Source organism: Nocardia sp. NPDC087230 (assembly GCF_044744725.1).
Taxonomy (GTDB): domain Bacteria; phylum Actinomycetota; class Actinomycetes; order Mycobacteriales; family Mycobacteriaceae; genus Nocardia; species Nocardia canadensis.
In genome coordinates, this window is record NZ_JBIUYV010000008.1 from 84996 (window position 1) to 104607 (window position 19612).

The following is a 19612-nucleotide window of genomic DNA, read 5'->3' on the forward strand; positions in this document are numbered from 1 at the left end:
TTCCGCCGGAGCATCACAGCTCGGACCATGCGACTCCGGACCATGGCGGGGTTCGTCCAGCCAGCAGCTGGAGGTGGAAGTCGGGGCCGTCATGTGTCCGGTCCCGCTCGGGATCGGTGAGCTGACTGATGGTGCAGATGTAGTCGCCGTTCGGGAGTTCGACGCTGGACCCGTAGATCTCCTTGTCGTCGTCCACGGCGGAGTCGGCGAACTGGGCGGCCATGGTGACCGTGTCCAAATGGACGACGACCAGCTCACCGCCCGTCACGGTGATGGGGCCGGCGATCTGCCTGATGATCGGCAGCCGCGGATCTACCGGCGAGTCCGAGAGGTCGATTTGCCATTGCTCCTCGCCGCCGGTTCCCCAGAGCAGCATCGTCCGCTGCCGGATCTGCGATTCGACGCGCTCGAACAGTAGCTCCAAGGTCCAGTCTTCGCCCACGAACGACGTGTACGCGTGTGGGTCGACAAGACCGAGATATCCCGAGTCATCGGTCATTTCGTCGATCCGATGCCGAAGCTGTGCCATGCAGGAGTCCTCCCCGGTTTGCTCACCGAACCCTACAAGCACGGAGGCCGGTCGGGCACCGAGCTGCAACGCGACAACCCGTGCACCGACCCCTGCCCGCGCCCGATCCACCGGCTGAACGCCCGGAAATGTCACACTCGGGCGCGCCGCGTCGTCTCCTCTGCGCAGGACCATCGGCAACAGGAGAGGTGTCATGTCAGTAGTGATCAGCAACCCGTCCGAACTGCACGATCCGACCGGGTTCGGGTACAGCCACGTCGCGCGGGTGACGGGCGAACTGGTCGTCATCGCGGGGCAGTACGACTCCGATGCCGAAGGGCACACGACCAGTACCGATTTCGGCGAGCAGGTGGATCGGGCGTTCGCGAATCTGGGCGTCGCGCTGCGGTCGGCGGGGGCGGACTACGCCGATGTCGCGCAGTTGCGCACGTTCGTCGTCGACCACGATGTGGAGAAGCTGACGGTGCTCGGCGCCAAGATCGCCGCGATCTGGGGTGACCGGCCGCCCGCGCAGACCCTGCTCGGGGTCGCCGCGCTGGCCCTGCCGGGCATGCTGTTCGAGGTGGACGCGCTCGCGGCGCTGGGCTGAGGTGACCGCGCACTCGCCGACCGCCCCGGCGGCGAGTGCGCGACGGACCGCCGCGGCTAGGCGGGCGGGTTGCAGGAGTACGCCGAGCCGCACTGCAGCTGGCGCAGGAACGAGCCGAACTCGTCGAGGAAGGCACTACCCGTGGACGCACCGCCCGGAGCGGGTTCGCCGGGGGCGACGACGGGGGCGGGGGTCAGCGGAGCGGCCGTGGCCGGGCCCGCGGCGAGGACCGCTCCGAAAGCCAGCGCCGCGATGCCTGCGCCGAGCAGCTTGGTGAACGCCATGGTGAATCCTTTGTTCAACTGTGTGACCGTGAAGGGCGGCTCGAAGTGTTGCATACGTGACCGATCGGTCGCAATAGGCGTTGGTATGCTCGGAAAGTGGCGCGTACCAAAGAATTCGACCCCGACGTGGTGCTGGACCGCGCGCTGGATCTGTTCTGGCAGCGCGGCTACGAGACCACGTCGATCGCGGATCTGATCGAGCATCTCGGGATCGCCAGGGGCTGCATCTACGCGACCTTCGGCAGCAAGCACGAACTGTTCATGCAGGCGCTGCAGCGGCACCTGGAGATCGTCGACGCGCGGATCACCGCGGAATTGGCCCGGCCCGGCCCGGCGCTGCCCGCGATCAGAGGGCTGATCGATCGGTTCGTGACCGAGTCCTGCGCGGCGGACAGATTCCTCGGTTGCCTGGTGACGACCGCCGCGGTCGAGCTCGCCGCACGCGACGCCGAGGTCGCGCGGCTGGTCGAATCCAGCTGGGCCCGTACGGAGACGGCGCTGTTCTCCGCCCTCTCGCGCGCCCGCGCGCAGGAAGAACTGCCGCCCGACGCCGATACCCGCGCCATGGCCCGCTTCCTGCTCGTCTTCTTCCAGGGCGTCTGGGTGCTCGAACGCGCGCCCAATTCCGCCACCCGCCTGCGCGACGCGGGCCGGGTGGCCGCGTCGATCCTGGGCTGAGTTCGGTCCTTTCAGGAACGATCGGTCAAGTTTGTGAGCTACCGGCGGCGCCCGCAGGCCGCGCCCAGCCGACGCTGAGCTGCACCGCCCGCTGCCACCGCTCGTACTCCTCGTCGCGGACGGCGCGGTCGGCCTGGGGCACCCATTGCGCCGCCACCCGCCAATTGCTCCGCAGCCCTTGCAGATCCGGCCAGTACCCCACGGCCAGGCCGGCGGCGTAGGCCGCGCCGAGCGAGACCGTCTCGGTCACCAGCGGACGCATCACCGCGACGCCGAGCACGTCGGCGATGATCTGCATGAGCAGATTGTTCGCGGCCATCCCGCCCGCGACCCGCAGCGATCGGGCCCGCAATCCGGCATCGGCGTTCATCGCCTCGACCACATCGCGGGTCTGCCAGGCGGTGGCCTCCAGCACCGCCCGCGCCAGGTGCCCCTTGGTGACGTAGGAGGTGAGCCCGATCAGCAAGCCCCTGGCATCGCTGCGCCAATGCGGTGCGTAGAGCCCGGAGAAGGCGGGGACCAGATAGCAGCCGCCGTTGTCGTCGACGGTGCTCGCCAGGGTCTCGATCTCGGGTGCGGTGGCGATCAGACCGACGATGTCGCGCAACCACTGCACCAGCGACCCGGTGACCGCGATGGGGCCCTCCAGCGCGTACACCGGGTCGGGACCCACCTGGTAGCCGATGGTGGTGAGCAGTCCGTGTTCGGACCGGATCAGGTCGGTGCCGGTGTTCATCATCAGGAATCCACCGGTGCCGTAGGTGCATTCGGTCTCGCCGGGAGCGAAGCAGGTCTGGCCGAACAGCGCGGCGTGCTGGTCGCCGAGGGCCGCGCCGATCCGGACGCCGGGGGCAACCGTGCGCGCGATCCCGAAATCGCCGGTGGAGGGCTCGATCCGGGGGAGCATCGCGCGCGGGATATCGAAGAACCGAAGCAGTTCCTCGTCCCACTGCCGGGTGGCCAGATTCATCAGCAGGGTGCGGCCCGCGTTGGTGACATCGGTGACGTGCGCGCCGGTGAGATTCCAGATCAGCCAGGACTCCATGGTCCCGAACAGCACCTCGCCGCGTTCGGCGCGGGCCCGCAGCCCGTCGACGTGGTCGAGCAGCCAGCGCAGCCGGGGTGCGGCGAAATAGGTCGCCAGCGGCAACCCGCTCAGCTCCGTGATCCGGTGCGCGCCCGGCGTTTCCCGGAACCGCTCGACGAGTTCCTCGGTACGGATGTCCTGCCAGACGATGGCAGGCCGCACCGGCACCCCGGTCGCGCGATCCCACACCACGGTGGTCTCGCGCTGGTTGGCGATCCCGATGGCGGCCACCTGCTCGACGGTGATCCCGGCATCGCGCAGCGCCGCGGGCACGATCCGCTCGACCGTCCGCCAGATCTCCAGCGCGTCCTGCTCGACCCAGCCCGAGCGCGGATAGCGCTGGCGGTGGGTCCGCTGGGCCAGGCCGGCCAGCCTGGCGTGACGATCGAACACGATGCAGCGGGTGGAGGTGGTGCCCTGATCCAGGGCGAGGACATACCGGGGCGTCACCGGATTCTCCCGTTCGTCACGCGGCGCCGGGGTCGTGCGGGGCGCGGCTGGGTGGCCCGGATCATCGCGCCGCTCCGAGATCGCGGTGCACGGCCTGCGCGGCGGCGCGCACCTGCTCCACGGCGGCGGGCCGGATCTGTAATCGGTTGTCGCACAGCCGATCGGTCGGTCCCGAGATGCCGATGGCGGCGACCACCAGTCCTCCTCTGGCGCGGATCGGCGCGGCGATGCCCGCCTCGCCGGAGCGATACTCCTCGACCTCGCCGGCCCAGCCGGTGCGCCGCACTTGCGCGATCGCGCGGTCCAGTGCGGTCGGGTCGACGATAGTGCGGCGCGTGAAGGACTGCAGCGCAGCGGGGTTCGATGCCGCGTCGTAGGCGAGCAGCACCTTGCCCAGCGCGGTGGCGTGCGCGGGCAGCACCTCGCCGACGGCGAGCACCTGCTCGGTGTTGTCGGGCCGGAACACGTGGTGCACCACCGTCACCCCCGACGGTCGCGCCACCGCCATCCGCACCGACTCGCCGGTCCGCGAGGCGAGCGCGTCGGCCCGGTGGATCGCGCGTGAGCGCAGTTCGTTGACATCGAGGTGGTCGGTGCCGAGCTCGCCCAGCGCGGGCCCGAGCAGATACCGCCCCGTCCTCGGGTCCTGGTCGACGAAGCCCACCCCGAGCAGCGTCCGCAGAATCCCGTGCGCGGTGGGTTTGGCCAGGTCGAGCGCGGCGGCGATCTCGCCCACCGCCATCGGCCCCGACCCGCGCGCGAGCAGCCGCAGCACGGCGGCGGCTCGCTCGATCGACTGGATCGGACCCGGCACCGCCCGAACCTATCAGCCCGAGCGTTCGGCATTGTCGAACGGCGGCCGTGGCGGCGGGGCCGGGCCGTTCCTAGCGTGGGTGCCGGGCTCGACGGTGAGCCCGCTCGAAAGGACCACGATGAATCGGTATGTGGGCGCGATCGACCAGGGCACGACCTCGACGCGTTTCATGGTTTTCGACCGCGGTGGCACGGTCGTCGCCCGGCATCAGCTCGAACACGAGCAGATCATGCCGCGGCCCGGCTGGGTCGAACACAATCCCGACGAGATCTGGGAACGCACCCGCACCGTCGTGAAGACCGCGCTCGCCTCGGCCGACCTCACCGCCGCCGATCTGGCCGCGATCGGCGTCACCAACCAGCGCGAGACCACCGTCGTGTGGAACCGCCACACCGGCCGCCCGTACTACAACGCGATCGTCTGGCAGGACACCCGCACCGATCGGATCATCACCGCGCTCGAGGCCGCCGGGCACAGCGATCTGATCCGCGAGCGCACCGGTCTGCCGCCCGCGCCGTACTTCTCGGGCGGCAAGCTGCGCTGGATCCTCGACAACATCGAGGGCGTGCGCGCCGACGCCGAACGCGGTGACGCCCTGTTCGGCACGCTCGACACCTGGCTGATCTGGAACCTCACCGGTGGCATCCGCGGCGGCGTGCACGTCACCGATCCGACCAACGCCTCGCGCACCATGCTGATGGATCTCGAGACCCTGCGCTGGGACGACGAGCTGCTGCGCGTCTTCGACATCCCGCGCGCCATGCTGCCCGCCATCGCGCCCTCGTCGAACCCGGCCGGTTTCGGCACCACCAACCCCGACGGGCCGTTCGAGCGCGCGGTCCCGATCGCCGGGGTCCTCGGCGACCAGCAGGCCGCCGGCGTCGGTCAGGTGTGTTTCCAGCCGGGCGAGGCCAAGAACACCTACGGCACCGGCAACTTCCTGATGCTCAACACCGGCACCGACATCGTGCGCTCGGCACACGGCCTGCTGACCACCGTCGCCTACCAGTTCGGCGACGACAAGCCCGTCTACGCGCTGGAAGGTTCGATCGCGGTCACCGGCTCGGCCGTGCAGTGGCTGCGCGACCAGCTCGGCATCATCGCGGGCGCCGCGCAGATCGAGGACCTGGCCGGCCAGGTCGACGACGCGGGCGGGGTGTACTTCGTGCCCGCGTTCTCCGGGTTGTTCGCGCCGTACTGGCGACCCGACGCGCGCGGCGCCGTCGTCGGCCTCTCGCGCTACAGCAACAACGCCCACTTGGCCAGGGCGACACTGGAATCCATCGCCTATCAGACCCGCGACGTGGTCGAGGCGATGCAGCGTGATTCCGGGGTGCGGCTGGCGACGCTGCGGGTCGACGGCGGCGTGACCGTGAACAAGCTGGCCATGCAGATCCAGGCCGATCTGCTCGGCGTCCCGGTCTCGCGGCCGGTCGTCGCCGAGACCACCGCCCTGGGCGCCGCCTACGCGGCAGGCCTGGCGGTCGGGGTCTGGAACTCCACCGACGAACTGCTCGCGAACTGGCACGAAGACCTCCGCTGGTTCCCCTCCTGGTCCGACGAGCAACGCGAACGCGGGTACGGCCGCTGGCTCAAGGCCGTCGAACGCACCCTCGACTGGGCCGAACTCGACTGATGACCGATCACCTCGACAAGGAGCACACCGTGTCCGTTCCCCTGGACTCCCTCTACCGCGACAAGGCGATCGCGGCGCTCGGCGACCGCGAGATCGACGTGCTGGTGATCGGCGGCGGCGTGACCGGTGCCGGCGCCGCGCTCGACGCCGCCGCGCGCGGTCTCTCGGTCACTCTGGTGGAGGCCCGCGATTTCGCCGCCGGTACCTCGAGCCGGTCGTCCAAGCTCATCCATGGCGGCCTGCGCTACCTGGAGCAGCTGGACTTCGCGCTGGTCCGGGAGGCGCTCAAAGAGCGTGGGCTGCTGCTGAACACGCTCGCGCCCCACCTGGTGCACCCCGTGCCGTTCCTGTTCCCGCTCCAGCACCGGGTGTGGGAGCGCGCCTACATCGGCGCCGGCGTCGCCCTCTACGACACCCTCGGCGGCGCGCGCGCCGTCCCCATGCACAAGCACCTGACCCGTTCCGGCGCACTGGAACTCGCGCCCGCGCTGCGTTCGGACGCGATGACCGGCGCGATTCGCTACTACGACGCCCAGGTCGACGACGCCAGGCACACCATGATGATCGCCAGGACCGCCGCCGACCACGGCGCGACCGTGCTGACCCGCACCAAGGTCACCGGGCTCGTGCGGGACGGGGCGCGGGTCGTCGGCGCGCACGTCGTCGACCTGGAAACCGGTGTCGCCCACACCATCCGGGCCCGCAGCGTGATCAGCGCGACCGGTGTCTGGACCGACGACATGATCAAGATGACCGGCGTCGACTTCCCGTTCCACGTGCGGATGTCCAAGGGCGTGCACATCCTGGTCCCGCGTGACCGGCTCGACCTGCACACCGGCCTGATCATGCGCACCGAGAAGTCCGTGCTGTTCGTGATCCCGTGGGCCGAGCACTGGATCATCGGCACCACCGACACCGCGTGGGAGCTGGACAAGAACCATCCCACCGCCACCGCCGCCGACGTGCAGTACATCCTCGACCATGTCAACGCGCTGCTGCGCGAGCCGCTGACCAGAGCCGACATCGTCGGCACCTACGCCGGGCTGCGTCCGCTGATGACCGGCGCGTCGAAGGAGACGGCCAAGCTCTCGCGCGAGCACGCCGTGGCCGAGCCCGTGCCCGGGCTGTTCGTGATCGCGGGCGGCAAGTACACCACCTACCGGGTGATGGCCGCCGACGTGGTCGACGCCGTCGCCGCGCGCCTCGGCGGTGACATCCCGGCCTCGACGACCGCGCAGCTGCCGATCGTCGGCGCGCAGGGCTATCGCGACATGCTGGCCGAGTCCGCCGAACTGGCCGCCACGGTGGGTCTGCCGCTCGAGGTCGTCGAGCACCTGCTCGGCCGCTACGGCGCGCTGGCCACCGACATCTTCGATCTGATCGCCGCCGATGCCACGCTGCGTCAGCCGATTCCGGGCGCACCCGACTACCTGGCCGCCGAGGCCGTCTACGCGGTCACCCACGAGGGTGCGCTGCATCTGGACGATCTGCTCACCCGCCGCACCCGCATCTCCATCGAGGTCCCCGACCGTGGGCTGGCCGCCGCACCGGAGATCGCCCGGCTGATCGCGCCGCTGCTGGGCTGGGACGACGACACCGCCAACGCCGAGATCAACCGCTACTACGACCGGGTCCATGCCGAACTGGCCGCCAACGAGGCGGGTGACGACGAAGCGGCGAACTCCGCCCGGCTGGTCGCTGTGCGGTGACGCGACGAACTCCCGCTTACCAACAGGTCTGTATGTAAGCGGTAGGATCGCCCGATGACCAGCACCGCAGCCGACAAACCGCAGCGGCGGACGCAGGAACAGCGCAGCAGCGAGATGCGCGTCCGGCTGCTCGACGCGACCATCGACTGCCTGGTCGAGTACGGGTACGCGGGGACGACGACACCGCGAGTCGCCGAGCGGGCCGGGGTGACTCGCGGCGCGCAGGTGCACCACTTCGGGTCCAAACACGACCTGGTGGTCGCCGCCGTCAAGCATCTGGCCGAGCGACGGGTGGCGGCGGCGATGAGCGAGATGACCCAGGTCTCGGTCGGTGACGATCCGGTCGGCGCCGCGCTCGAGTTCCTGTGGGAACTGCATCAGGGACCACTGTTCATCGCCACGGTGGAACTGTGGGTGGCTGGCCGGACCGATCCGGTGCTGGCCGCCGCGATGGAAGAGGTCGAACCGCTGGTCAACACCGCGGTCCTGCGGGCGGTGGCCGAGCTGGTTCCGGATGATCTGCGCCGCAAGGGCGCCCGCGACTTCGCCTACACCGCGATGGACGCGCTGCGCGGCATCCTCGTCGCCAACTTCGTCGTCCCCGACCCCGAACGCGCCCATCGCCGCTGGCGTCGCGCCGCGGTGGACCTGCGTGCCGCGGCGGCCGCCGTGATCACGGCCGATTCCCAGTGAGCGCGGGCAGCGCGGGTCGGTCGGGTCGATGCCTGGGTGTGGCGGGATAGTCCGACCGCGCGCCCGGACATGCCGCCGCGACACCACATCGGTAGCGATCGGTTCCACCGGCGGGGCCGGATGACTAGCGTGAACGCATGTACTCGCACATCGAGCCCTCGCGGGCGCAGGCACCGGACACGCTCTCGTGAGCCGGGGCACCATCGTGATCACCGGCGCCAGCTCCGGCTTGGGCGCGGAGATGGCCCGCCAGTTCGCCGCCCTCGGCTACGACCTGGGCCTGTGCGCCCGGCGCACCGAACGGCTCGACGAGCTGCGCGCGGAGATCCTCGCGGCGCATCCCGATCGCGTCGTCTCGGTGAAACAGCTGGACGTCACCGATGACGCCGCCGTGTTCACCGTCTTCGCCGAGTTCGCCGCCGAGTTCGGCACCCTCGACCGAGTCGTGGTGAACGCCGGACTCGGCAAGGGCGCGCCCCTGGGCACCGGCAAGCACGCCGCCAACCGTGAGACCGCCGTCGTGAACTTCCTCGCCGCCCTGGCCCAGACCGAGGCCGCGATGGAGATCTTCCGCGCGCAGGGTCGCGGTCACCTGGTGATGATCTCCTCGATCTCCGGCCTGCGCGGCATGCCCAAGACGCTGACCACCTACGCCGCCACCAAGGCGGGCGTCGCGGCGCTGGCCGAGGGCCTGCGCGCCGAAGCCGTTCCCGGCGTGGATGTCTCGGTGATCTACCCCGGCTACATCCGCTCGGAGATGAACGACCGGATCAAGCACGAGCCGAAGTTCATGGTGGACACCGAAACCGGCGTCCGTGCCATGGTCGCCGCCATCGAGAAGCGCCGCGCCAAGGCCTACGTCCCCGACTGGCCCTGGATCCCCCTCGCCTTCGCTCTGCGCACCCTGCCCCTACCCCTGGTCCGCAAACTCCTCTGACCACGACGACGGCCGTGCCGGGCGAAAGATGGTCGCCCGGCACGGCCGTCGTGGGTGGGTCAGTGCTGGCGGGGCAGCAGGTGCTTGCCCTCACGGTCGGTGGACAGCGCCAGCGAGCTGATGTACTGGATCTCGCCCTCGGGGCCGGGGACCGCCGAGGCGATCATGTCCGGTCGCTCGAACTCCATGCCGGTGACGTGGCAGGGCAGCAGGTCGCCCGACGGGTTGCCGTGCTCGTCGAACATCGGCAACTCGATGCCGTCGTCGGCGCGGCGCAGGTAGTACTTGCCCTTGGTGGCGATCGCGGTGAGCGGGGTCGCGACGAAGGCCACCAGCACCGCGACCAGCGGCGAGTACGGCTTCAGCAGCTCACCGAAGAGCCCGAAGAAGGTCATGATCGACAGCACCGCCGACAGGCCGAAGCCGACCAGGCCGACCGGGTTGAAGTCGTAGAGCATGCCGCGCCGGAACTCCGGCACCTTCGGCGAGATCTTCAGCAGGTACTTGTTCACCGCGATGTCGGTGGCCACGGTGACGATCCAGGCGATGCCGCAGTTGGCGTAGAAGCCCAGGATGTTGTTGAGGAAGTCGAACATGTTCGCTTCCATCAGCACCAGCGCCACCCCGAGGTTGACCACCAGGAACACCAGGCGACCGGGATAGGTCTTGGTGACGCGGGTGTAGGAGTTGGTCCAGGCCAGCGAGCCGGAGTAGGCGTTGGTGACGTTGATCTTGATCTGGCTGATGACCACCAGCACCACGGCCAGCGTCATGGCCAGCCAGCCCGGCACCATGTCGCGGTAGATCTCCAGGAACTGGTGCACCGGCTGGTTCGCGATGCCCTGCGCGGCGGGCAGATTGGCGATCAGGTAGACCGCGAGGAACAGGCCGACGACCTGCTTGGCCGCGCCGAAGAGCACCCAGCCGGGACCGGCCAGCAGCATCCACCCCCACCACTTGGCGCGGTTCTCGGGGGTGCGCGGCGGCATGAACCGCAGGTAGTCGATCTGCTCGGCGATCTGGGCGATCAGCGACAGGCACACGCCTGCGGCCAGCAGCGCGCCGGACACGCTGACGCCGCCACCGTTCTCGCCGCCGTAGGCGAAGAACGAGCCCACCGAATCGGGGTGGCGCACCAGCAGGAAGCCGAACGGCGCCACCATCAGCAGCAGCCACAGGGGAGTGGTCCACACCTGCAGCTTGGCCAGGGTGTTCATGCCGTAGATGACCAGCGGGAAGATGATCACCGTCGAGGCCAGATAGCCCATCCAGAGCGGAATTCCGAGGCCCAATTCCAGGCCCTGGGCCATGATCGAACCTTCCAGCGCGAAGAAGATGAAGGTGAACGACGCGAACACGATATTGGTGATCACCGAGCCGTAGTAGCCGAATCCGCTACCGCGCGTGATCAAATCCAGATCGATGTTGTAGCGCGCCGCGTAATAGGCGAGCGGAAATCCGGTCAGCATCACCACGACGGCGAAGATACCGATGCCGATCAGCGCGTTTCCGGTGCCGTGCGCGATGCCGATATTCGCGCCGATCGCGAAATCGGCGAGATAGGCGATGCCGCCGAGAGCGGAGATGCCGACCACTGCCGGGCTCCATTTGCGGTAGCTCCGCGGGGCGAAACGCAGCGTGTAGTCCTCGAGTGTTTCTTTGGCAGCGGTATCTGCTCCGGCCATTTCCCTCTCCCTCATCCACGCGGCCGTCGAATTCGGCGGCTCACCGACGGTGCTCGATGGATGTAGACGCCAATTTTCCGAACCGTTACGCCGCTGTTACGCGGCCCGATGGTGACCGGGGTCACGAAAAGCGTTGTGAAGATACATGCAGGGTTGTATGTTTGTGCGGAGCCTGAGGATGGGAGTTCGATGACGAACAAGGTCTATGTGGTCGGCGTAGGGATGACGAAGTTCGAGAAGCCGGGCCGCAAGCAGGTCGAGGAGGCCGACGGGACCACCCGGGCCTGGGACTATCCGGACATGGCGCGGGAGTCGGGCACCAAGGCCCTGGCCGACGCCGGCATCGACTACCGCGAGGTCGAGCAGGCCTATGTGGGCTACGTCTACGGCGAGTCCACCTCCGGGCAGCGCGCCGTCTACGAGCTCGGGATGACCGGCATACCGGTGGTCAATGTCAACAACAACTGCTCGACCGGCTCCACCGCGCTGTACCTGGCGGCGCAGGCGATCCGGGGCGGGCTGGCCGAGTGCACGCTGGCGCTGGGCTTCGAGAAGATGCAGCCCGGTTCGCTCGGTTCCACCTGGGACGATCGCGAACAGCCGATGGCCAAGCACGTGCTGGCCCTGGCGGAGATCTCCGAGGTGCTGTTCCCGGTGGCGCCGTGGATGTTCGGCGCGGCCGGTCGCGAGCACATGAAGCGCTACGGCACCACCGCCGAGCACTTCGCCAAGATCGGTCACAAGAACCACAAGCACTCGGTGAACAACCCGTATTCGCAGTTCCAGGACGAGTATTCGCTCGACGACATCCTGGGCTCGCGAATGATCTACGACCCGCTCACCAAGCTGCAGTGCTCGCCGACCTCGGATGGTTCCGGCGCGGCGATCCTGGCGAGTGAGGCGTTCGTGGACCGGCACGATCTCGCGGAGCAGGCGATCGAGATCGTCGGGCAGGCGATGACCACCGACTTCGCCTCCACCTTCGACGGCACCGCCAAGAACCTCATCGGCTACGACATGAATGTCGCTGCCGCGCGCAAGGTCTACGAACAGGCGGGCCTGGGCGCCGACGACTTCCAGGTGATCGAGCTGCACGACTGCTTCTCCGCCAACGAGCTGCTGCTCTACGAGGCGCTCGGCCTCTGCGGCGAGGGCGAGGCCGGGAAGCTGATCGACGCGGGCCAGACCACCTACGGCGGCAAGTGGGTGGTGAACCCGTCGGGCGGCCTGATCTCCAAGGGGCATCCGCTCGGCGCGACGGGCCTGGCCCAGTGCTCCGAGCTCACCTGGCAGCTGCGCGGCACCGCCGACAAGCGCCAGGTCGACAACGTCACCGCCGCGCTCCAGCACAACATCGGCCTCGGCGGCGCCGCCGTGGTCACCGCCTACCAGCGCGCGGTGCGCTGACCAGCACGAGGAGAACCGCAATGGGACACATCGAAGCCACCAAGACCGTCACGGCCACTCCGGAGGCGCTGTGGGCGGTCGTCTCCGACCCGCAGACCTGGGACAAGTGGTTCACCATCCACGAGAAGTTCATGGAGGAACCGCCCGCCGTGCTGGCCGAGGGCGCCGCACTGGTCGCCAAGATCGTGATGCTCGGCATGGCCAACAAGATCGAATGGACTGTCCGGGCGGTCGAGGTGCCGAACCGGCTGACCCTGGCCGGCGCCGGAATGGCCGGTGTCCGCACCGAATTCACCTTCGACATCCAGCCCGCGGGCTCCGGCAGCACCATCCTGGTCTCGGGTGACTTCGAGGGCGCCCTGATCAAGGGCGCGCTGGGCAAGGCGGTGGAGAAGGACGGCCGCACCCAGCTCGACAAATCCCTCGACCAGCTCGACGCGCTGGCCTCGGCGTAGGGGCGCGGGGATGACAGCACACGCAGCGGGCGGCCGCATCGTCGAATTCGACGACGCCGGCCTGGAAAAATGGAGCGACGCCGAGCAATTCGCCGTCACCGCGGAGCGGATCGCCGACTACGCCGCCGCGACCAACGACCCGATCCGGACCCATCGCGACGGCAGCGTCGCGCCCCCGGTCTTCGCCATCGTCCCGGTGTTCGAGGCCATGATGATGCCGATCCTCGACGTGGCGCCGATGGACATCTTCGGCCGGGTCGTGCACGGCGAGCAGGACTTCCACTTCCACCGGCCGATCCGCCCTGGTGAGCAGCTGGTCTCGCGGGCCAAGGCGGTCGGCTACACCAGCAAGTCGACCGGCACGACCGTCACCATCCTGGTCGAATGCCGGGACACGGCAGGCGAACTGGTCAACGAGCAGTACCTCACCGCCTTCTTCCGCGGTATCGACGCGGGCAAGTCGGTCGGGGAGCAGGCGCCTGCGCATCGCTTCGACGAAAGTCGACGCGCGAGCGCGCCGTTCGCGGTTGTCGAGCACCACGTCGACGACGACCAGACCTTCCGCTACTCGCCCGCCTCGGGCGATCCGATGCCGCTGCATCTGGACGAGCAGGTCGCCAAGGACGCCGGACTGCCCGGGATCATCGCGCACGGGCTGTGCACCATGGCGATGGCGTCGTGGGGCGTGCTCACCGCGACGGCGGGTTCGGACGTGTATCGGCTGCGGCGCTTCGCGGTGCGTTTCGCCAAGCTCGTCTTCCCCGGCGACGATCTGCAGACCCGGATCTGGCCTGTCACCAGCGCGGACGGCGTCACCACCTATGCCTTCGAGACGGTGCGCGGCGCGGACGTCGTCCTCAGCGACGGCCTCGCCGAGATCGCCGACTGAACCCTTCATCACACACAGGAGTCATCCATGAGTTCCCTGGCAGGCAAGGTCGCCGTGATCACCGGCGCGGGTCGCGGCATCGGCCGTGAGCACGCGCTGTTGTTCGCGCGCGAAGGCGCGAAGGTCGTGGTCAACGATCTCGGCGGCAGCAATGCCGGTGAGGGCGCCGATTCCGGCCCGGCGCAGCAGGTGGTCGACGAGATCGTCGCGGCGGGCGGCATCGCCGTCGCCAATACCGACGACATCGCGACCTGGGACGGCGCGCAGAACCTGATCGCCCAGGCGGTCGGTGAGCTCGGCGGGCTCGACATCGTCGTCAACAACGCGGGCATCCTGCGTGACGTCTTCGTCGCCGCGATGGACGAGGCGCAGTGGGACGCGGTGATCGCCGTGCACCTCAAGGGCCATGCCGCCGTGCTGCACCACGCCGCCGCCTACTGGAAGGCGCAGAGCAAGGCGGGCAACCAGCCCAACGCCGCGGTCGTGAACACCGCGTCGGCCTCGGGAGTCACCCTGCCGAACGCGGGCCAGGCCAACTACGGCGCCGCCAAGGCGGGCATCGCGGCGCTCACCCAGGTCGCCGCCGAGGAACTGGGCCGCTACGGGGTGCGGGTCAACGCGATCGCGCCGATCGCGCGCACCCGGCTCACCCTGGCCACCCCCGGCATGGGCGCGATGTTCGCCGCCGAGGCCGCCGCGGCCGAGGAGTCCGGCGGGTTCGACGCGTTCAGCCCGGCCAATATCTCGCCGCTGGTCGCCTACCTGGCCTCGGACAAGTGCCCGATCACCGGCAAGGTGTTCGCCGTGCAGGGAGGCGCCATCTCCGAGCTGGCCGGCTGGCACGATGTGAAGACCATCGAGACCGAAGGGCCGTGGGCGATCGACGACATCGCCGTGCGGCTGCCCTGAGCGGCGGGAGAACGACGATGTTCGAATGGTCCGAAACCGATCTGATGATCCGCGATGCCGTGCGGACCTTCATCGACAAGGAAGTCCGTCCGCATCTGGACGCCCTCGACAGCGGTGAGATGCTGCCGTACCCGATCCTGCGGAAACTGTTCAGCCAGTTCGGGATCGACGCGATGGGCGAGGACGCCGTCACCAAGATGCTGGCCAAGGAGGCGGCCGGTCCCGGCGAGAAGTCCGGCGGCGGCGGTGGGTCGCCGTTCGCCGGGCAGCAGTCGATGATGGCGGTGCTGATCAGCGAACTGTCCGGCGTCTGTATGGGTTTGGTGTCGGCACTGGGTGTCAGCATCGGGCTGGGCGCCACCACCATCATGTCGCGGGGCACTCTCGCGCAGAAGCAACGCTGGCTCGCCGACATCGTCACCCTGCGCAAGGTGGCGTCGTGGGCGATCACCGAGCCCGACTCCGGCTCGGATGCCTTCGGCGGCATGAAGACTCGCGTCGAGCGCGACGGCGACGACTACATCCTCAACGGACAGAAGACCTTCATCACCAATGGACCGTGCGCCGACGTGATGATCGTCTACGCCAAGCTCGACGAGGGCGACGGCGCCGACAAGCGCCACCGCAAGGTGCTGACCTTCGTGCTGGACAAGGGCATGCCGGGGCTCACCCAGGGCAAGCCGTTCAAGAAGATGGGCCTGCACTCCTCACCGACCGGTGAACTGTTCTTCGACAATGTCCGGCTCGGCCGCGACCGGCTGCTCGGCGAGACCGAGGAGCATCGCGGTGGCGACGGACGCGAGAGCGCCAGAGCCAGTTTCACCGCCGAGCGGGTCGGCGTCGGCTTCATGGCGCTGGGCATCATCGAGGAGTGTCACCGGCTGTGCGTCGACTACGCGCGCACCCGCACGCTGTGGGGGCAGGAGATCGGGAAGTTCCAGCTGATCCAGCTCAAGCTGGCCAAGATGGAGGTGGCCCGGATCAATGTCCAGAACATGGTGTTCAACGTGCTCGAGCGCGGCAAGGCGGGCAAGCCGCCGAGCCTGGCCGAAGCGTCGGCGATGAAGCTCTATTGCTCGGAGGCGGCCACCGAGGTCGCGATGGAGGCGGTGCAGCTGTTCGGCGGCAACGGCTATATGAGCGAGTACCGGGTGGAGCAGCTCGCGCGTGACGCGAAGTCACTGATGATCTACGCGGGCAGCAACGAGATCCAGGTGACCCACATCGCCAAGGGTCTGCTCGGCAAGTAGCGATCGGCGAACCCGGCCGCGAGAGCGCCTCGCGCGGCCGGGTTCTCGCGTGCTCAGACCGCGCGCAGGTGACCGCGGCTGGCGTAGATGTGCTCGGCGATGAGGGTGGCGATCCGGTCCGGCGCCTCCAGCATCGGCACGTGACCCACGCCGTTGACCAGGATGCGATCCGCGGATTCGGGGAGCTCGCGCAGGTAGCGGGTGGCGTAGACATGGTTGGGGATGATCCGGTCGTACTCGGCGAGCAGCATGCGGACCGGGGCGGACAGCTCGCTCAGGTCGTCCATCGCGGGCGCGCGCAGGCTGCCGAGCAGCATCGGCACGATCGCGTCGCAGTGCAGGACGGCCGCGATGATCGTGGCGAGGTCGCGCTTGGCCACCGCGCTGGTGTGCTTGCTCAGCATCAGCGCGGCGACCTGCTGGACCAGCGGGTTGTTGATCACCAGGCCACTGATCCGCTTGCCGACCTCGACGAACGGGACCAGCGAGGCGAACTTGGCGCCGATTCGCACCTGAGTGAACGAGGGCGAATCCCAGCCGCCCGCCGGCGCGATCGCGGTGAGCGTGAGCGCCCGCCCGCGCCGCGTCAACTCCAGCCCGACCCAGGCGCCCAGCGAGTTGCCCGCGATGTGACAACTCTGCCAGCCCAGCTCGTCGAGCTGATCCTCGATCTGATCGGCCAGCGCGTACACATCCAGGGACCAGCCCTCGACCTTCGGCCCACCCCAGTGCCCGGCGAACGCGGGTGCGTACACCTCGCAGTGGGCCGACATCCGCCGCGCCACCTGCTCCCAGCAGTGCGGCGACAACATGAACCCGTGCAACAGCAGGACCGGATCACCGGACCCGAGGTGCAGCGCCGCGACAGGCGACGGCCGGGCAGTGGACTTGGCGGTGCGTGACGTCATCGTCAATCACCCCTTCCTGGACGACAGTGTCCGGGGGAGCATTCCTGACCTGTCATTGTACGGTCGTCCGGTGGCTCTCATCCTTTCAACCGTGAACGTCAACGGCGTGCGCGCCGCGGCGACCAAGGGCATGTTGCCCTGGCTCGACGCGACCGAAGCCGACATCGTGTGCTTGCAGGAGACCAGGGCGACCGATGCCCAGGTCGCCGCCGCGCTGGCGCCCGCGCTCGAGGCGGGCTGGGTGCTCTCGCACGCCGAACCGGAGTCGAAGGGGCGCGCCGGAGTCGGCATCCTGTCGCGCCGGACCCCCGACGCGGTGCGGATCGGCTTCGGCAGCAGCGAGTTCGCCGAGTCCGGGCGCTACATCGAGGCGGACTTCGACGAGGTCACCGTGGCCAGCGTGTACGTGCACTCGGGGGAGGAGAACACCCCCAAGCAGGACGAGAAGTACCGGTTCATGGCCGAGTTCGGCGCCTACCTGAAGACGCGGACCGGCGAGTTCGTGGTCAGCGGTGACTGGAACATCGCGCCCGCCGAGGTCGACCTGAAGAACTGGAAGGGCAACCAGAAGTCGGCGGGGTTCCTGCCGGAGGAACGCGCCTGGATCGCCGAACTGCTGGCGGCCGGCTACGTCGACGTGGTGCGGGCCCTGCACCCCGACGTCGCGGGCCCCTACAGCTGGTGGTCCTACCGTGGCCGCGCCTTCGACAACGACTCGGGCTGGCGCATCGATTACCAGCTGGCCCTGGGTGAACTGCCCGGACGCGCCAAGCAGGCCGTCGTCGAACGCGCCGACGCCTACGACCAGCGCTGGTCCGACCACGCTCCCGTGACGGTGCAGTACCGATGAATCTCTCGCGCAAGACGCTCGGTCTGCTCGGCGGACTCGTGCTGATCGTGCTCGCGGTGGGCTTCACCCTGCTCACCGGGCGCGGCGGCGAGGACACCACCGCGGCGACCACCACCCGCGCGGTGGCCGGGATCACCACCACCAAGGCCGCGCCGAAGCCGGGCCCGCCCGCCGGGAATTCCAGCGCGGCCCCGGTCACCAAGGCGGCGGGCGTGCCCGATCGCGCCTACGCCACGCTCGTGGAGATCGATGCCGGACGCTGGCCTGATTCGGCGAACGCGCCTGGCACCAAGGGCGGCGAGCAGTGGATGAACCGGGGAACCAAACTGCCGCCGAAGGATTCGGCGGGCAAAGCCGTGACTTACCAGGAGTGGGACGTCAACCCCAAGCAACGCAACCGGTCTCGCGATGCCGAGCGCATCGTCACCGGCAGCGACGGCACCGCCTGGTACACCGGCGACCACTACGAGACCTTCACGAGGATGCGCTGATGACGACGCGAATGACGCTGTCGCGGTTCCTTGCTCGTCCCAGCGCGGAGGCGCCCGCCGTGGCCGCCGCGCCGCCGGTGCTCGGCGCCCTGCCGGTGGACGCCAACCAGTTCAGCGGCGTCCGCTACGACGCGCCGGCCGACTACCGCGTCCGCGAACTGCGTGGACCCAAGATGCGCACCACCGCCGAACTCTTCGACGAGTTCGCCGCGGCCTTCCAGTTCCCGTACTACTTCGGCGCGAACAAGGACGCCTTCGACGAATGTCTGCGCGACCTGGACGATTTCGTCGGCGACGCGCCCGGCTACGTCGTGGTGGTCCGCGCCGCCGCCGAACTGCTCGCCGACGACCCCACCGAGCGCGCCTGGTTCGACAGCGCCATGCGTGACTGCGCCGCCTACTGGTCGCGCCGCGACGTCGCCTTCCGCGTCGTCCTGCAGGGCGAGCCCGACGACTTCGGCGCCGTCACGCTGACCGACTGACGGCAAGCGGATCGGCGCTGACGACACCGGAGGTCGTGTCGGTGATCGACAGCGTGATCGGCCGACGGATCGTCGCAGCCGTGCGGCAGCCTCGGACCGAACTGCGCGTGGGAGTGCCACGCGTCGCGGGTCGGTGATCGGTCGGCTTCAGCGGTGCCGTTCGGCCAGGTCGTCGCCGAGGAGGACGAACACCTCGGTGACCTGGTCGATCAGTTCCTCGCGGGTCAGGTCCAGGTCACCGGCCAGCCAGGTCGTGAGGGTCTGGGTCAACCCGCCGATGAGGTAGATCGCGCGGAAGTCGACGAGCTTCTGCGGTACCTCGACCCCGTAGAAGCCGGTGCCCTCGGCGGCGACCAAGCGGGAGAACGCCCGCACCGTGCGGGCGGTGCGGGCCCGCAGCTCCGGCGTCGCCATGCCCGCGATCAGCGCGGCCTTCGCCTTGCGCGGATCGTCGATGAGCACCGAGATGCCCGCGTCGATCGCGGCGCGCGACTGGGACCTGCTGTCGGGGTCCGCCGTGGCCAGCGCCGTCACGATCGATGCGGTCAGCTCCTCGGCGATGCGGTCGAGCAGGGCCTCGAGCACGCCGTCGCGATGCTCGAAATTCTCGTAGTAGTAGCGCTCGTTGAGGCCCGCGCGGGCGCAGAGCCCGGCAACGGTGAGCTTGGCCTGCCCGTCCTCGGCGACGATGTCGAGCGCCGCGTCGAGGAGGGCGGTTCGGCGTTGGGCCTGTCGTTGTTCGGCCGAGACGCCACCGTAGGTGCGTTGTGCTGCCACAGCTCCCATTCTGCGTCCTGCCGTCGCGGGAAGGTTTTCTGGTAGAGACTCTTGCCAGATTATCAAATCTGGTGGATTCTATTGCCAGATGCACTCGACGAGG

Annotated in this window: 21 protein-coding genes; 14 read left to right on the plus strand and 7 right to left on the minus strand. The window is 69.0% G+C overall.

From position 1 onward, the window contains the following. Window positions 1–13 precede the first annotated feature (13 nt). Window positions 14–529, minus strand: coding sequence for a hypothetical protein (locus ACIO52_RS24650; RefSeq protein ID WP_402647100.1), 516 nt, complete (start codon window positions 527–529; stop codon window positions 14–16). A 193-nt stretch (window positions 530–722) separates the two neighbouring features. Between ACIO52_RS24650 and ACIO52_RS24655 the strand changes: the two genes are divergently transcribed. Continuing rightward, window positions 723–1118: a Rid family hydrolase gene (locus tag ACIO52_RS24655; RefSeq protein WP_342801191.1), complete on the plus strand. Its 396-nt coding sequence runs from the start codon at window positions 723–725 to the stop codon at window positions 1116–1118. A gap of 56 nt (window positions 1119–1174) precedes the next feature. Here ACIO52_RS24655 and ACIO52_RS24660 read toward each other — a convergent pair whose 3' ends face one another. Next, a complete protein-coding gene (locus ACIO52_RS24660; RefSeq protein ID WP_218717650.1) occupies window positions 1175–1402 on the minus strand; it encodes a hypothetical protein in 228 nt (75 codons plus the stop codon). 96 nt (window positions 1403–1498) lie between these two features. Between ACIO52_RS24660 and ACIO52_RS24665 the strand changes: the two genes are divergently transcribed. Continuing rightward, window positions 1499–2080 (plus strand): TetR/AcrR family transcriptional regulator, encoded by a 582-nt coding sequence (locus ACIO52_RS24665; protein WP_218717651.1) that lies wholly within the window; start codon window positions 1499–1501, stop codon window positions 2078–2080. A 25-nt stretch (window positions 2081–2105) separates the two neighbouring features. On the opposite strand, the gene glpK (ACIO52_RS24670) is transcribed toward ACIO52_RS24665, so the two are convergent. Together glpK (ACIO52_RS24670) and ACIO52_RS24675 are read right to left on the minus strand one after the other, a co-directional pair. Continuing rightward, on the minus strand, window positions 2106–3617 hold the full coding sequence (gene glpK / locus ACIO52_RS24670; protein ID WP_218717652.1) for a glycerol kinase GlpK: 1512 nt from the start codon (window positions 3615–3617) through the stop codon (window positions 2106–2108). A 61-nt stretch (window positions 3618–3678) separates the two neighbouring features. Further along, window positions 3679–4431 (minus strand): IclR family transcriptional regulator, encoded by a 753-nt coding sequence (locus ACIO52_RS24675; RefSeq protein WP_402647105.1) that lies wholly within the window; start codon window positions 4429–4431, stop codon window positions 3679–3681. A 118-nt stretch (window positions 4432–4549) separates the two neighbouring features. On the opposite strand from ACIO52_RS24675, the gene glpK (ACIO52_RS24680) reads away from it, so the two are divergent. The 4 genes from glpK (ACIO52_RS24680) (at window position 4550) to ACIO52_RS24695 (ending at window position 9406) form a co-directional block, all read left to right on the plus strand. After that, a complete protein-coding gene (gene glpK / locus ACIO52_RS24680; RefSeq protein WP_402647108.1) occupies window positions 4550–6067 on the plus strand; it encodes a glycerol kinase GlpK in 1518 nt (505 codons plus the stop codon). Beyond that, the gene (locus ACIO52_RS24685) at window positions 6067–7776 is read left to right on the plus strand and encodes a glycerol-3-phosphate dehydrogenase/oxidase (RefSeq protein WP_394358662.1); all 1710 of its coding nucleotides are present in this window, start codon (window positions 6067–6069) and stop codon (window positions 7774–7776) included. The genes glpK (ACIO52_RS24680) and ACIO52_RS24685 overlap by 1 nt, the downstream gene beginning before the upstream one ends. 54 nt (window positions 7777–7830) lie before the next feature. Beyond that, a complete protein-coding gene (locus ACIO52_RS24690) occupies window positions 7831–8469 on the plus strand; it encodes a TetR/AcrR family transcriptional regulator (RefSeq protein ID WP_316573616.1) in 639 nt (212 codons plus the stop codon). A gap of 187 nt (window positions 8470–8656) precedes the next feature. Continuing rightward, window positions 8657–9406, plus strand: coding sequence for an SDR family oxidoreductase (locus ACIO52_RS24695; RefSeq protein WP_342801188.1), 750 nt, complete (start codon window positions 8657–8659; stop codon window positions 9404–9406). Window positions 9407–9465: 59 nt separating this feature from the next. On the opposite strand, the gene ACIO52_RS24700 is transcribed toward ACIO52_RS24695, so the two are convergent. Then, on the minus strand, window positions 9466–11091 hold the full coding sequence (locus ACIO52_RS24700) for a hypothetical protein (RefSeq protein WP_316573618.1): 1626 nt from the start codon (window positions 11089–11091) through the stop codon (window positions 9466–9468). A gap of 189 nt (window positions 11092–11280) precedes the next feature. Between ACIO52_RS24700 and ACIO52_RS24705 the strand changes: the two genes are divergently transcribed. The 5 genes from ACIO52_RS24705 to ACIO52_RS24725 are packed head-to-tail and all read left to right on the plus strand — an operon-like array spanning window position 11281 to window position 16001. Then, window positions 11281–12498, plus strand: coding sequence for a lipid-transfer protein (locus tag ACIO52_RS24705; protein WP_218717659.1), 1218 nt, complete (start codon window positions 11281–11283; stop codon window positions 12496–12498). Between the two features lie 20 nt (window positions 12499–12518). After that, entirely contained in the window at window positions 12519–12953 is a 435-nt protein-coding gene (locus ACIO52_RS24710; RefSeq protein ID WP_342801186.1) for an SRPBCC family protein, read from the plus strand. A 10-nt stretch (window positions 12954–12963) separates the two neighbouring features. Then, on the plus strand, window positions 12964–13842 hold the full coding sequence (locus ACIO52_RS24715; protein ID WP_402647114.1) for a MaoC/PaaZ C-terminal domain-containing protein: 879 nt from the start codon (window positions 12964–12966) through the stop codon (window positions 13840–13842). A 27-nt stretch (window positions 13843–13869) separates the two neighbouring features. Next, the gene (locus tag ACIO52_RS24720; protein ID WP_218717662.1) at window positions 13870–14751 is read left to right on the plus strand and encodes an SDR family oxidoreductase; all 882 of its coding nucleotides are present in this window, start codon (window positions 13870–13872) and stop codon (window positions 14749–14751) included. Window positions 14752–14768: 17 nt separating this feature from the next. Next, window positions 14769–16001 carry an acyl-CoA dehydrogenase family protein gene (locus ACIO52_RS24725; protein ID WP_218717663.1) on the plus strand — a complete coding sequence of 411 codons (1233 nt, stop codon included), beginning with the start codon at window positions 14769–14771 and terminating at the stop codon, window positions 15999–16001. 53 nt (window positions 16002–16054) lie between these two features. On the opposite strand, the gene ACIO52_RS24730 is transcribed toward ACIO52_RS24725, so the two are convergent. Next, window positions 16055–16909, minus strand: a complete 855-nt coding sequence (locus tag ACIO52_RS24730) for an alpha/beta fold hydrolase (RefSeq protein ID WP_218717664.1) — start codon at window positions 16907–16909, stop codon at window positions 16055–16057. 70 nt (window positions 16910–16979) lie between these two features. Between ACIO52_RS24730 and ACIO52_RS24735 the strand changes: the two genes are divergently transcribed. The 3 genes from ACIO52_RS24735 to ACIO52_RS24745 are packed head-to-tail and all read left to right on the plus strand — an operon-like array spanning window position 16980 to window position 18732. After that, window positions 16980–17759, plus strand: a complete 780-nt coding sequence (locus tag ACIO52_RS24735; protein WP_218717665.1) for an exodeoxyribonuclease III — start codon at window positions 16980–16982, stop codon at window positions 17757–17759. Beyond that, window positions 17756–18250, plus strand: a complete 495-nt coding sequence (locus ACIO52_RS24740; protein WP_402647119.1) for a ribonuclease domain-containing protein — start codon at window positions 17756–17758, stop codon at window positions 18248–18250. The genes ACIO52_RS24735 and ACIO52_RS24740 overlap by 4 nt, the downstream gene beginning before the upstream one ends. Beyond that, window positions 18250–18732 carry a barstar family protein gene (locus ACIO52_RS24745; RefSeq protein ID WP_316573623.1) on the plus strand — a complete coding sequence of 161 codons (483 nt, stop codon included), beginning with the start codon at window positions 18250–18252 and terminating at the stop codon, window positions 18730–18732. The genes ACIO52_RS24740 and ACIO52_RS24745 overlap by 1 nt, the downstream gene beginning before the upstream one ends. Window positions 18733–18879: 147 nt before the next feature. Here ACIO52_RS24745 and ACIO52_RS24750 read toward each other — a convergent pair whose 3' ends face one another. Continuing rightward, window positions 18880–19518: a TetR/AcrR family transcriptional regulator gene (locus ACIO52_RS24750; protein WP_218717669.1), complete on the minus strand. Its 639-nt coding sequence runs from the start codon at window positions 19516–19518 to the stop codon at window positions 18880–18882. Window positions 19519–19612: the final 94 nt, after the last annotated feature.